Source organism: Tateyamaria rhodophyticola (assembly GCF_047777875.1).
Lineage (GTDB): Bacteria > Pseudomonadota > Alphaproteobacteria > Rhodobacterales > Rhodobacteraceae > Tateyamaria.
Genome location: NZ_CP180519.1, coordinates 3,497,592 through 3,509,554 on the forward strand (window position 1 = coordinate 3,497,592; position 11,963 = coordinate 3,509,554).

Genomic DNA, 11,963 nt, shown 5'->3' on the forward strand with positions numbered 1-11,963 from the left:
GGGGACATCCCCGTCTCTGTTCTCAAAAATCCCGGGGTCTGGGGCAGAGCCCCAGTCCCGCACGTCAAAGCCAGAACGCGTCCTGAACCGTCGCGCTGCGCATACCATCCGGCGTCTCGACTTCCAACGCCGTGCCCGCATCCCAATGGGTCATGCGCACCATGCCGATGGACACGTTCGTCTTAAAATCCGGGCTCCAGGCCGCAGATGTCACCTGCCCCACACGCTTGCCCCCGGCATAAAGCGGCCACGCCCGGTCACAGGAGGGCACCGCATCCCCCACAATCGCAATCGGGCGGATCTGTTGGACGGGCCCTTCCTTGGACACCCGCAACAGCGCGTCGCGCCCGATACAGCCAATGGCTGTCTGCGTGTCACAAAACCGGCCCAACCCGCACTCATGCGGCGTGTTGTCGTCGGTCATATCGTTGCCATAGCTCAACAAACCGCCCTCGATCCGCTCGATCCCGTTGGGGCAGCCGGCCCGCACATTCAGGTCTTCGCCAGCGGCAAAGAGGTCATTCCACAGCGTCATGCCAAGCGAGGTATCCGGCATGTAAATCTCGAACCCACCCTGTTTCGAATACCCAGATCGCGCAATGGCCAGATCAACCCCCTCATACTGAAACATGTCAAAGCGGAAGAACCGGATGTCGCGCACCCGATCGCCAAACACCCGCTCCATCAGGTCGTCGGCCTTGGGTCCCTGCACCGCCAAAGGTGACACGTCCGGCTCATCCACCAGCACATCGAGGCGGTAACCGTTGGCAATCCCCTTGACCCACAACAAAAGGTCCGAATCCGCAATCGAAATCCACCACCGGTCCTCCGACAGCTTCACCGCCACCGGATCGTTCAGCATCCCGCCCGTCTCGTCCACGATGGGCACATAATAGCACTGTCCGGGCAGCATCCGGCGCAAATCACGCGGGGTGAGCATCTGCATCAGACGCCCCGCATCCGGGCCGCGCAGCTCAACCTGTCGCTCGACGGACACATCCCAGACCTGCACATGGTCCTTCAGATGGCGGTAATCCGCCTCGACGCTTTCGAACACCGTGGGCAGCAGCATCCGGTTGTAGACCGTATAGGCCTTGACGCCGGCCGCCTCGACACCGTCGGAAAAGGGCGTGCGCCGCAAACGGCGCGAAGGAGAAATCATCGCGTTCATCACATATCCTCTGGCATGACAAACAGGTCGGAGACAGGGGCGGTCAGCCCCGCGGCGGTCATCATCGCGTGCACCTGGCCGCGGTGATGGGTCTGGTGGTTGAACATATGTGTCACGCACAGCTCAAGCGGTTTGCGCACATCGCGCCCCAAGGCACCGGAAAACCACGACAATTGCCCCTTGAGGTCAAGCGATCCCATCGTGTCCGCCCACATCAGGATCGCGCCATCCAGCCGGAACCGATCTGCGGACCAGACCGCAAAGGTGGGCGTGAAATCGACGCTCTCGTCAATGCTTCCGGCGGGCTTCGGGATGCTCGGGACAAACCGGCTCATCCAGATCGTGTCGCCCCACAGCAAATGGTTCAGCGTGCCCATGATCGAGCCAAAGAACGCGCCTTGGTCCTTGCGCAGAACCGCTTCGTCCACGCCCTTCAAAACATCCATCAACTGCTTGTTTTGCCACGCATTGTAGCGGGCCATGCTTTGCACATAACCCCTGTCGATCACGGTTTTGGACCCTTCCAGTCGATCGGGCAGATCTCCGCGGATTTGCCACCGAAATCCCAGATGCGGCCATAATCGCGCACCTTGGATTTCACACCGCGCGCCGCGATGATGTCGGGGCCCATCCAGTATTTCGAGTTGGTGATCATCACCGGGTGATCTTCGGACTTGCCGGTGATCATCTCGATCTCGCCCTGGATCTTGCGCCCGATGTAGAGGCCGCGCTTTTTGCCCTCGCGCACGATCTCGACCTTTTCACGCTCCGCGCCCACGATGTCGCTCACCAGCATGGTAAAGAGGCCCGTTGTGCCGCCAGCCGCGCCCGAGAAGATTTGCAGAATGCCATTGTAGGCTTTGCCCGACGCCCGTTCATCGACGTAAGCCGCGACTTTCCATCCGCCCTCGCCCATCCGGCCCGGAATTTCGACCATCAGCCCGATGTTCAGACCGCTGAGATCCTCGCCCTCAAAGTGACCTTCATCAATCGCGATGGCCATCCAGGCGTGGCAATGCCCTTCGGTGGGCGGGTGCGCGCCCAGCGACACGACACAGGGGCAGAACACTTCGCACGAGCAGTTGAGGAACAACTCGCCCTTGATCGCCCATTCAGTCGGGCGCATCTGGCGCCGTCCGGGGTTGGGCATCCGGCTGTCGATTCGCTGCGAGATCGGCAATTTGTCCGCCTGGGGACGTTTCTTGAGCGCCATCTTATCCTCCTATCGCATAGGGCCAGGCCAGCACGGCCAGACCCGCAAGGGTCAGGATGACCCCCATCGGCTTTGTCACAACGTGCCCGATCTGGGGCAGTTTTTCCAAAACCATGAACAGTGTCGCAAGGCCCATCCAGAGCAGGCTCATCACCCCGCCGACAAATCCAAGCGCCATGAACCCCCAGCAGCAGCCCACACAGAACGCCCCAAGGCCAAGGCCCATCCGCAGCCCGCCGCCAAAGCCGGTGCGCCAGTGGCCGAGAAAGTAGGTCATCGGACTGTGGCACACCCCGTGGCAGATTTCCTTGGCGCGGGTGAACTGAAACAGACCCACAACAATCAGCAGCAGACCGGCAAACCACGCCGTTTTCGAAATGCCCAGCATGTCGATCACACCGCCATAAAGCAGCGCCAGCTGCACGCCCGTGATAAGCGCGGCAAAGGCGACCCAGACCACGAAATATCCCAGCAAAACGCCCAGCCATCCGGCCCGCGTTCCATCCGCCGACACCATCAGGTCTTCGTAACTGCGCAGGGTCGGCACCAGCGTCGGCAGCATCATCGCCGCCATCATGATCGCCCACATTGCAAAAAGCGGCCCGAAATTTGCCATCGGCATATACATGGGCATGCGCGGGTCCATCGCGGCCATGCGCGCGCCCATCTCGCCCGGCCGTCCGATCAGGTCGACGTCCATTTCAATGGACATGGCGTACATGATCCACCACGCCACCAGAATGGCGCCGAAAAAGCCAAGCCACAGCGTGGAACGGATCAGATGCGGCATGAGACCTCCCTACAGCTCAAACAGCGCGACTCAATCCAGAGCACATTTTTCTTGGCAGATTAAATGTCAGACATTAAAATGTATGACAAATGAAAAAGTGCGCACATGAAAATTGATCCTGACAGCAACAAGGACCTGTCCGCCCAGATTGCCGAGGCGATCCGGGACGAGATTGTCGGCGGAAAGCTGATCGTGGATCAGCGTTTGCCGTCCGAGGCAGAGCTGGCCGACCATTTCAACGTGTCCCGCCCTACGGTGCGCGAGGCGTTGAAGCGTCTGGCGGCGCAATCGCTCATCCGCACACAGCGTGGCGCGACCGGTGGCGCCTTTGTGAACCGATTGCGGTTCGAGGATGCGTATCAACAGCAGGTCACAACCGCCTCGCTGCTTCTGAGCATGAACGCGGTCAGCTTTGATGTGGCTTGCGAGGCGCGTTACGCGCTGGAGCGCGCCTGTGCCCCCCTGTCCGCTGCGCGCCGGACACCCGATCATCTGGCCACGATGCGCGCCGAAATCCACCGCCAAGGCCAACCGGGCCTCACGGATGAGGCGTTTTGCGCCTCTGACGTCACCTTTCACCGCGCGCTGGTCGACGGTGCGGGCAACAAAGTGCTGAGCTACCAACTGGCTGGTGCGGTCGAGGCGATGCAGCCCCTGATGAACATGATCACCTTCACCGCCCGGTCGCGCGAAGAAATCGTGGCCCTGCACACCGACATCGCGGACGCGGTCGAGGCGCAGGACGCCGCCAAGACGGACGCAACCCTCATAAAACTCGAAGCCTACACGCGCGAGCTGGCCCATTCCGTGGTCGCGTCAAAGGACGCGCACAAAAAACCGAGGGCCCGCGCGCAAAAGGACAAGGCAAAGGAGCAAAAGACCGCCTGACCCACACATCAAGACCAAAAGGCACCGTAGGGGTCGGGCAAATTTCCATCAAACGTCAGGGAGGACGTTATGAATTTAAGACCCGACAATACATTTTATCCCTCGCCCAAGGATGCGATCAACGCACCGGTTGAAACCCTCGCCTTTACCTTGATGCTCAGCCCCGATGGCTCCAAACCCGACGGGCTGGCCGTGGTGGATGTGGATCCCAGCTCGGACAGCTTTGGCCAGATCGTGTCGGAACTTTATGTGCCGAACCTTGGCGACGAATTTCACCACTTTGGCTGGAACGCCTGTTCTTCGGCCCTGTCGCCGCTGACCGGGCACGCGTTCCTCGAACGCCGCTACCTGATCATCCCCGGCATCCGGTCGTCGCGCATCTACATCATCGATGTGAAGGACCCGCGTAATCCGGTCATCCACAAGACCATTGAGCCCGAAGAGCTGATGGCCAAGACCGGCTATTCCCGACCGCACACCATCCATTGCGGGCCAGAGGGCATCTATGTCTCGACGCTCGGTGGCGGCGGCGAGGATGGCACCGACGGCCCGCCCGGTATCTTCATCATGGATTGCGAGAGCTTTGAGATCTTGGGCCGCTACGAGATGGACCGGGGCATTCAGGACAAGCACTATGATTTCTGGTGGAACCTGCCGCGCGACTACATGGTGAGCAGCGAATGGGGCCTGCCGCCGCAATTCGAGAACGGCGTGGTGCCGGAGGATCTGCTCAGCAACAAATACGGCCACACGATCCATTTCTGGGATCTGCGCGGGCGCAAGGTGATCAAGTCGCTGGACCTTGGCGAAAACCACCAGATGGCGCTGGAAATCCGCCCCGCCCATGACCCGGTCAAGGAATACGGGTTCTGCGGCGTGGTGGTCGACACCACCAACTTGCAAGGCGCGATCTTTACCTGGTGGCGGGATGAGGATGGCGAATGGCAGGCCAAGAAGACGATCACCATTGATCCCGTGCCCGCCGATGCCGATGACCTGCCCGACCTGCTCAAGGGCTTTGGCGCCGTGCCGCCGCTGGTCACCGACATCGACCTGAGCCTTGATGACAAATACCTCTATGTCGCGTGCTGGGGTCTCGGTGAGATGCACCAATACGATGTGTCCGACCCGATGAACCCCGTGCTCGCCGGCAAGGTCGAGATCGGCGGCATCGTGGCCAAGCACAAGCATCCGAATGGCGAAGACTTCGGCTATGGCCCGCAGATGGTCGAGATCAGCCGCGACGGCAAGCGGGTCTACTGGACCAACTCGCTCTATTCCACATGGGATGACCAGTTCTATCCCGGCGACCGTGGCGCTGCGATGGTCATGGCCCATGTGGGCGAAAACGGTGGGCTGACGCTGGACAAAAACTTCTGGACGAAGTTCCCCGAAGGCTATCGCAGTCACCAGATCCGGCTGGAAGGTGGCGACTGTTCAACTGACAGTTTCTGCTACCCGTCGGTCTGAGGTGGACATGACAACCGCGGCGGGCCTCTGGCTCGCCGTGATCCTCTCTGGCCTCTATCACGGGCTGAACCCCGGCATGGGCTGGCCGCTCGCGGTGTCCTCGGCGCTGTTCGAGCGGCGGCGCGCGGCACTCTGGCCCGCGCTCGGCGCGCTGTCGCTGGGGCATTTTGCGGCGATGCTGGGCATCCTGCTGCCTTTCAGCATGATGACCCTGCTCATTGATTTTCAACGCGAAATCCGGATTGGGGCAGGCGTGATCGTGATTGCCATGGGCCTTTACCTCGTGATCACCCGTCGCCATCCGCGGTTTCTCGCCCGCATCCCGCCGCACAAGCTGACCCTGTGGTCCTTCCTCGTGGCGCTGGCCCACGGGGCCGCCCTGATGCTGGTGCCGATCTATCTGGGCCTCTGCGCCATCGAGGAACTGGACGCAGGCCACCGCGCCGCCTCGGCCCTGATGGCGACCACAGCACTGGCCCTTGGCGTGGCACTCCTGCACACCGCCGCCATGATCGGATCCGGCGGCGCGCTGGCCTATGCGGTGCACCGCTGGTTGGGCCTGAACTTCCTCAAACGCGGTTGGTTCGACCTTGAACTCGTCTGGGCCATCAGCCTGATCGCGGTTGGCGTTTTGGGCCTCTGGAGCGCAGTTTGAACTGGCGCGCCTTGCGTCAATCGCTAGGCTGAGACACGTGCATAACAAATGAAAGTGTCCCGCCCATGATGCGCCTGATCGATGCAACGCTTGGCCGCTGGACGCGCCACTTTTTCTTCATCGTCGTGCGCAGCTACTATGCGCTGTTCTACAATGTCAGCTGCGCGGGCAAGCACCTGTTGCAGGACCACCCCGGCGCGCTGATCCTGGCCAGCCATGTCAGCCGCCATGACGGTCCGATCGTCGCCGCCCTGCTCTATACCACGACGCGGGTGCGCACTGTTGTGCACTACAACGAATACTACAACTGGCTGCAATGGTTCCCGATGTTCGTGATCTCGGCCATCCCGGTCAGCTCACCGCGCGACTGGCCCCGCGAAAAGCGGGCCGAACGCAAGGCGCTCAGTCTCGGCATCGTCAGCAAGGTCCTGCACAAGGGCAATGCGGTCCTGCTCTTTCCCGCTGGCAAGACGCGCCAGCAACCCGAAGAGATCGTGGAACCCTACTATTCCGGGGCCTATGACGTGGCCCGCGCCAATCCCGATATTCCCATCATGCTGCTGCGCATCGACGGGCTGGGCCGGTTCCAAAAGGCGCGTTTCGACAGCTTTTTCACCTTCATCGGCCGCAAAAAGGGGCGCCGCCACGTGAGTGTCGATGTCAAGCTGCTGACGGACATCGACCGCAACGCCGATCTGGCAACGTTCAACGCCGACATCGAGGCGCGGCTGAACACCCCGATCCCGTCGACCTGGTGAACCTTGCCCGGCGGCCATGGCCACGCTAGGTCCCGGGCATGACCGATATCCTGAACCTCGTCGCCTGTCTGCTCACCATCGCCTTTGGTCTCTTCGGCTTTCTGGCACCGCGCTACACGGCGTCCGCGCTCGATCTGGCGCCCACGGACAGCACAATGGGGCTGAGCGAGATGCGCGCCAGCGTCGGGGGTCTTTTTGTCGTCGCGGGCGGCGCGGCCCTCTGGCTCGATCATCCACTGACCTACGGCATGATCGGTTTTGCCTTTGCGGGCGCCGCACTCGGACGGCTCATGTCGCTGCTGTTCGACGCCCCGCCCGTGCGCAAGGTTCTGCTCTTTGGCGGGATCGAAGCAGCACTTGCCGCCTGGTTCCTCGCCGCCAATCTGTGAACCATTTCCGCACAGGCGCGTTGGGTCCGAAACCAGTCAAAGGACCCGCATCATGGAACTCGTTACCTTCGTCAATTATGCCCTCGCCGCAATCACCGTGTTCTTTGGCGCCTTGGGCTGGCTTGCGCCGCGGTACACGATGGAGACCGTCGATCTGGCCGATGGCGGCTCGACCATGGGCCGGTCCGAAGTGCGCGCCGCCTCCGGTGCCCTGTTCGTCCTTGCCGGTCTTGGCGCAGTTTGGCTGGGCACGCCTGCGGCCTATGCGATGATCGGGTTCATCTGGGCCGGCGGCGCCCTGGGCCGCGCCACCTCCTTGATCATGGACGGTCAGACCCGGCTCAAATGGATTTTCTTTGCCTCCGAAGTGACAGTGGCCACACTCGCCCTCGCGATCAACATCCCGCGCATGTAAATTGCGTCAAATCAAAGGGCTGCGCGTCGACATTAACGCGCACCCATCCCTGTCTCTGTTCCAAAAAAATCCCCGCCGGAGGCTCCCGCAGATTGCAAAGGGCGCACTGCTCGCATATGTATACGCTGTCCTTCGGGACTATGGACATAAACGCGCTCGTAATAAACGGATCGGACCCGGGGGCGGTACCCGGCGGCTCCACCAAATATCCCTTCGTTTGAGGGATCATGGGGCCGAAACAGGATCGACGGACGTCTAAAGGGGTTAGCTTTGTCTCGGCTGTCTGCCACCGTTACCGGCGAAAACAGTACAATTGCAAACGACAATCGTGCTCCGGTTGCTCTCGCTGCGTAAGCAGTGCGAGTCGAACCGACTTTAAGCCCTCTCGCCTAGCCGCGTGAGGCGGGGTTCGCAGGCACCTGGCAACAGAAGCCTGCACTTTCCCCCTTCCGTCATTTATGCCTCCTTAACGGCTTGCGTTGTATCCTTCGGCTCTCACCCACAGGAAAGGGCGCAGGCGTGCCGCACAAGAAAGAGATATTGCAGGCCTGGTTTGATCGGGTGTGGTCCGACGGGGATGTTGACGCGATCCCGATGTTTCTCGCCCCGGGTGCGACCTCTGACGGCATTCTGCCGGACATGGCGCTGACCCCTGGCGATATGCCCGAACTGGTGCACATGGTCCGCAAACGGCTGGGCCAGTTCCAGATACGGGTTGCCAAAACCATCGAACATGACACCTGGATCAGCGCCCTGATCGAGTTCAACAGCCATGTGCCGGAAACCGGTGATCCGATTCAGGTCTTTGGACAAATCATGGCCCGGTTCGAAGAACGCCAGATGGTCGAGGTCTATCACAGCTTCGATTTCCTCAGCTATTTCGAACAGCTGGGCCAACTGCCGCCCAACACGCTCGCCGTGCTTCTCGCCGGGAGCCGTCTGCAATGACGGGTTGACCCGCACACGGCCCGACAGGTATCCACAGGTATTGGGGCAATATGCGACTGCCCCTCCAGGTCCGCACGACCCAAAGTCGCATCCTTTTGGTATGGCTTAAAGGATGCTCAGATGGACCCGACCTTTTACACCTCCCCCACGGAAATTCTGCCGCGGCTTGGCACCGCGCAGGCACCCGTCCTGATCGACGTCTGTGTGCCCGAAGATGTGGCGGCAGATCCGTTTCGACTGCCCGGCGCGCGGCGCGCGACGCACCGGGATCTTGGCGCGGCGCTTTCCCATGTCAATCCGGGCCAGCCGGTGGTCGTCACCTGTCAAAAGGGTCTCAAGCTGAGCGTCGGCATGGCGGCGCACTTGCGTGGCGAGGGCCACGCGGCCACCGCGCTCGACGGTGGGGTTCTGGGCTGGGGCGCCGCCGGATTGCCGCGCATTGCCGAGGATGCCGGTGCCGTGACCTATGTCCTCCCAACACAAGCCGACCCCGACACGCTGATTGCCGCGTGGTGCATCACGCGCTGGATTGCGCCCGATGCGCGCCTGTTGTGGGTGCCTGCGGACATGACGCAAGCGGTCGCGGACCGTTTCGATGCGCACGCCGTTACCCCGGAATCGACGGCGCACGCGCTCTTGCAGTATGCCGGCCTGACCTGGTCGCCACTCCTGGAATTTGTGCAAGACGCAAACCATGAGGCACAAGGCTGGACCGCCTTGCTGGATGCCCTGCCGCGCCTGCACCCATCGCCCGAAGCCGTTGCCGCAGCAGCACTGCCCTTGGTTGATGCCGCGTGGACGGCCCTGCGAAAGGACATCTCATGACGCCCGGCTGGACCGAGATGACCCGCGTCTTTGGCCGCATTGGGCTGCTGTCCTTTGGCGGCCCCGCGGCGCAAATCGCGCTGATGCATGACAACCTGGTGGCGCGACAGAAATGGTTGACCGAGCAGGAATACCTGCGCGCGCTGTCGCTGTGCATGCTGCTGCCGGGGCCCGAAGCGATGCAGCTCGCCACCTATGCGGGTTGGCGGCTGCGCGGGGTGCCCGGCGGGCTTCTGGCGGGTCTGCTCTTTGTGGTGCCGGGGGCGCTGGTGATCCTGGCCCTGGCCTTTGGCTACATATGGTTCGGGGATGTGCCGCTGGTGCGCGCCGCATTTCTCGGGATCAAGGCGGCGGTGATTGTCATTGTGATACAGGCCCTGATGCGGCTCGCGGGCAAGGCGTTGACCGGCACTGCGGCGTGGCTGCTTGCCGGGGCCGCTTTTGCCGCATTGTTTGTGTTTGGCCTGCCCTTTCCGCTGATTGTGCTGGGTGCGGGGCTTTATGGGTATGTCACCGCAGCCCCCGCCACGACGCCGCCGCCCGCACCGGTGTCGCATACCGGAACGTTGCGCACCTGCGTGATCTGGGCCGCACTCTGGGCGGCGCCGCTTGCGCTGGCGTGGGCGATTGATCCCGCGTTTCTCGGGCAAATCGGGCTCTTCTTTTCAAAGCTGGCCCTGGTCACCTTTGGCGGCGCCTATGCCGTGCTGGCCTACATGACGCAGGAGGTCGTGCAGAATTTCGGCTGGATCGAGACGGCGCAGATGATCGACGCGCTCGGACTGGCAGAGACGACGCCGGGGCCGCTGATCCTCGTGACGGAATTCGTCGCCTTGTTGGCGGGCTATGCTGCGGGCGGGGCCGGGCTTGCGCTGGCGGCGGGGGCGCTCAGCCTGTGGGTGACGTTCACGCCCTGTTTCTTGTGGATCTTTGCAGCGGGCCCGTATCTCGATCACATCGCCGCACGGCCACGCCTGTCCGCCGCGCTTGCGGCGATCACGGCGGCCGTGGTCGGGGTGATCCTAAACCTGTCCGTATGGTTTGCGCTGCATGTGCTTTTCGCCACTGTCAGCGCAAGCGGTCCCCTGCCCATTCCGCGCCCCGATTGGGCAACGCTTGATATTTGGGCAGTTCTGCTGTGCGCGCTGGCCATGGTGCTGATGCTGGGGTTTCGGCTTGGATTATTGCCTGCGCTGGCGCTTCTGGCCCTCTGCGGGGCGGGCCTTTGCCTTGTCGGACTGATCTAATCTGGGCAAATGCGTCCCGGCCCCTTTTCATGCCTGCAAATTGGGATATGCTGTGACAAAAGTCGGAGAGACCGATGAGCCGCGGCATTGATTACGGTAATTTGATGCATGACGCCATGCGTGGCCTCATTCGCAAGGTGCTGACTGACGTTTCCAACAACGGTCTGCCGGGCGCGCACCACTTTTTCATCACCTTCGACACCAGCCACCCGGATGCGGAACTGGCCGACTGGCTCAGCGACCGTTACCCCGGCGAAATGACAGTCGTGATGCAGCATTGGTACGACAATCTCGATGTCGGGGCCGACGGGTTTGCCGTCACGCTGAATTTCGGGGACGCGCCGGAGCCGCTCTATATACCCTATGACGCGATCAAGACCTTTGTGGATCCGTCGGTTGAGTTCGGGTTGCGCTTCGAAACGCAGGACGGGGACGACGAAGACGACGCGCCCAACGCGGCGCCTGAAATCCTGCCAAGCACGGCCGTGGCCCCGATGGCCACTGACGTCAAGGATGACGACAACGCGCCCGACGGGAAACCGGCGGACGTCGTATCGCTGGACAGTTTTCGGAAATAAGCGCTGTTCAGTCCGTCTTGGTCAGGCGGGTTTCCACGGCGCGCAGGATTTCACCGTCCCGGATATTCTGGAACCGCAGGTCCATGCCACCGTCGACCAATGTCCGGTCATATTGCTGCAGGCTGTAGCCGCCGACCTCATTCACGAACAGCGAATAGACGGTCATGGTATCGCCATCCACGCGCGCCCACACATAAGGCTCCCCCTTCATCGGGTCGAGCTGCACCAGATGGCCAAAGACATTCTTTTGCTGAGCTGCGGCATAAACGGCGGGGCGTTCGCTGGGCACGAAGTCGATGGCGTATGACTTTTCCTTGGTGCGCCCGTCCGGGCGGTAGGTGACAGAGGTCCATTTCACCCGGAACCCGTCCTTGGTGTTGGCGATCTCGACGCTCATGTCGCGCGGGATTTTCGTGCCATCGGCGGCCACCACTTCGGCAGAACCGGCATAGCTGCCTGCGAACCGTTCAAATTCACCCGCGCGCGCCGTCATCGCCCAAAGGATCGCGAACACCGCAATGGACAGGGTCAGGATCGGCCTGAAATCCGGCAATGTGCGGGTACGTTGCATTGTCGTGGTCCTTTTGCTGCGCGCTCGTAGGCTCAATATAGGTTG

At 61.9% G+C, this 11,963-nt stretch carries 15 protein-coding genes and 1 other RNA gene; 11 read left to right on the forward strand and 5 right to left on the reverse strand.

The annotated features are described in order from the left end of the window. Nucleotides 1–64: 64 nt before the first annotated feature. From ACERHN_RS18725 to ACERHN_RS18740, 4 genes are read right to left on the reverse strand one after another with little or no spacing between them, the layout of a single operon-like run. On the reverse strand, nt 65–1,162 hold the full coding sequence (locus tag ACERHN_RS18725; RefSeq protein WP_415922771.1) for a dimethylsulfoniopropionate demethylase: 1,098 nt from the start codon (nt 1,160–1,162) through the stop codon (nt 65–67). Between the two features lie 8 nt (nt 1,163–1,170). Next, entirely contained in the window at nt 1,171–1,653 is a 483-nt protein-coding gene (locus ACERHN_RS18730; RefSeq protein WP_415920528.1) for a DinB family protein, read from the reverse strand. 23 nt (nt 1,654–1,676) lie between these two features. After that, nucleotides 1,677–2,384, reverse strand: a complete 708-nt coding sequence (locus tag ACERHN_RS18735) for a DUF1326 domain-containing protein (RefSeq protein WP_415920529.1) — start codon at nt 2,382–2,384, stop codon at nt 1,677–1,679. A gap of 1 nt (nt 2,385) precedes the next feature. Beyond that, on the reverse strand, nt 2,386–3,174 hold the full coding sequence (locus ACERHN_RS18740) for a DUF2182 domain-containing protein (RefSeq protein ID WP_415920530.1): 789 nt from the start codon (nt 3,172–3,174) through the stop codon (nt 2,386–2,388). Between the two features lie 105 nt (nt 3,175–3,279). On the opposite strand from ACERHN_RS18740, the gene ACERHN_RS18745 reads away from it, so the two are divergent. The 11 genes from ACERHN_RS18745 to ACERHN_RS18795 all read left to right on the forward strand — a co-directional run bounded on the left by ACERHN_RS18745 (nt 3,280) and on the right by ACERHN_RS18795 (nt 11,347). Further along, complete coding sequence (locus ACERHN_RS18745) at nt 3,280–4,062, forward strand: FadR/GntR family transcriptional regulator (protein ID WP_415920531.1); 783 nt, start codon at nt 3,280–3,282, stop codon at nt 4,060–4,062. 69 nt (nt 4,063–4,131) lie between these two features. After that, entirely contained in the window at nt 4,132–5,532 is a 1,401-nt protein-coding gene (locus ACERHN_RS18750) for a selenium-binding protein SBP56-related protein (RefSeq protein WP_415920532.1), read from the forward strand. Nucleotides 5,533–5,539: 7 nt separating this feature from the next. Continuing rightward, the gene (locus ACERHN_RS18755; protein WP_415920533.1) at nt 5,540–6,187 is read left to right on the forward strand and encodes a hypothetical protein; all 648 of its coding nucleotides are present in this window, start codon (nt 5,540–5,542) and stop codon (nt 6,185–6,187) included. A 65-nt stretch (nt 6,188–6,252) separates the two neighbouring features. Then, the gene (locus ACERHN_RS18760) at nt 6,253–6,945 is read left to right on the forward strand and encodes a lysophospholipid acyltransferase family protein (protein ID WP_415920534.1); all 693 of its coding nucleotides are present in this window, start codon (nt 6,253–6,255) and stop codon (nt 6,943–6,945) included. 38 nt (nt 6,946–6,983) lie between these two features. Further along, entirely contained in the window at nt 6,984–7,334 is a 351-nt protein-coding gene (locus ACERHN_RS18765) for a DUF4345 family protein (protein WP_415920535.1), read from the forward strand. Between the two features lie 52 nt (nt 7,335–7,386). Continuing rightward, on the forward strand, nt 7,387–7,749 hold the full coding sequence (locus tag ACERHN_RS18770) for a DUF4345 family protein (protein WP_415920536.1): 363 nt from the start codon (nt 7,387–7,389) through the stop codon (nt 7,747–7,749). 88 nt (nt 7,750–7,837) lie between these two features. Beyond that, nucleotides 7,838–8,189: a transfer-messenger RNA gene (gene ssrA / locus ACERHN_RS18775) on the forward strand. A gap of 79 nt (nt 8,190–8,268) precedes the next feature. Then, entirely contained in the window at nt 8,269–8,697 is a 429-nt protein-coding gene (locus tag ACERHN_RS18780) for a hypothetical protein (RefSeq protein WP_415920537.1), read from the forward strand. Nucleotides 8,698–8,817: 120 nt separating this feature from the next. Beyond that, nucleotides 8,818–9,522: a rhodanese-like domain-containing protein gene (locus ACERHN_RS18785; protein ID WP_415920538.1), complete on the forward strand. Its 705-nt coding sequence runs from the start codon at nt 8,818–8,820 to the stop codon at nt 9,520–9,522. Then, nucleotides 9,519–10,769 carry a chromate efflux transporter gene (gene chrA / locus ACERHN_RS18790; protein WP_415920539.1) on the forward strand — a complete coding sequence of 417 codons (1,251 nt, stop codon included), beginning with the start codon at nt 9,519–9,521 and terminating at the stop codon, nt 10,767–10,769. Before ACERHN_RS18785 ends, chrA begins: the two co-directional genes overlap by 4 nt. Nucleotides 10,770–10,843: 74 nt before the next feature. Continuing rightward, nucleotides 10,844–11,347: an SspB family protein gene (locus ACERHN_RS18795; protein ID WP_415920540.1), complete on the forward strand. Its 504-nt coding sequence runs from the start codon at nt 10,844–10,846 to the stop codon at nt 11,345–11,347. Nucleotides 11,348–11,354: 7 nt separating this feature from the next. On the opposite strand, the gene ACERHN_RS18800 is transcribed toward ACERHN_RS18795, so the two are convergent. Beyond that, nucleotides 11,355–11,918 carry a hypothetical protein gene (locus ACERHN_RS18800; RefSeq protein ID WP_415920541.1) on the reverse strand — a complete coding sequence of 188 codons (564 nt, stop codon included), beginning with the start codon at nt 11,916–11,918 and terminating at the stop codon, nt 11,355–11,357. Nucleotides 11,919–11,963: the final 45 nt, after the last annotated feature.

Coding starts and splice junctions, on each gene's coding strand:
- ACERHN_RS18725 (WP_415922771.1), bottom strand. CDS start 1,162: ATGATTTCTCCTTCGCGCCGTTTGCGGCGCACGCCCTTTTCCGACGGT.
- ACERHN_RS18730 (WP_415920528.1), bottom strand. CDS start 1,653: ATGGCCCGCTACAATGCGTGGCAAAACAAGCAGTTGATGGATGTTTTG.
- ACERHN_RS18735 (WP_415920529.1), bottom strand. CDS start 2,384: ATGGCGCTCAAGAAACGTCCCCAGGCGGACAAATTGCCGATCTCGCAG.
- ACERHN_RS18740 (WP_415920530.1), bottom strand. CDS start 3,174: ATGCCGCATCTGATCCGTTCCACGCTGTGGCTTGGCTTTTTCGGCGCC.
- ACERHN_RS18745 (WP_415920531.1), top strand. CDS start 3,280: ATGAAAATTGATCCTGACAGCAACAAGGACCTGTCCGCCCAGATTGCC.
- ACERHN_RS18750 (WP_415920532.1), top strand. CDS start 4,132: ATGAATTTAAGACCCGACAATACATTTTATCCCTCGCCCAAGGATGCG.
- ACERHN_RS18755 (WP_415920533.1), top strand. CDS start 5,540: ATGACAACCGCGGCGGGCCTCTGGCTCGCCGTGATCCTCTCTGGCCTC.
- ACERHN_RS18760 (WP_415920534.1), top strand. CDS start 6,253: ATGATGCGCCTGATCGATGCAACGCTTGGCCGCTGGACGCGCCACTTT.
- ACERHN_RS18765 (WP_415920535.1), top strand. CDS start 6,984: ATGACCGATATCCTGAACCTCGTCGCCTGTCTGCTCACCATCGCCTTT.
- ACERHN_RS18770 (WP_415920536.1), top strand. CDS start 7,387: ATGGAACTCGTTACCTTCGTCAATTATGCCCTCGCCGCAATCACCGTG.
- ACERHN_RS18785 (WP_415920538.1), top strand. CDS start 8,818: ATGGACCCGACCTTTTACACCTCCCCCACGGAAATTCTGCCGCGGCTT.
- chrA (WP_415920539.1), top strand. CDS start 9,519: ATGACGCCCGGCTGGACCGAGATGACCCGCGTCTTTGGCCGCATTGGG.
- ACERHN_RS18795 (WP_415920540.1), top strand. CDS start 10,844: ATGAGCCGCGGCATTGATTACGGTAATTTGATGCATGACGCCATGCGT.
- ACERHN_RS18800 (WP_415920541.1), bottom strand. CDS start 11,918: ATGCAACGTACCCGCACATTGCCGGATTTCAGGCCGATCCTGACCCTG.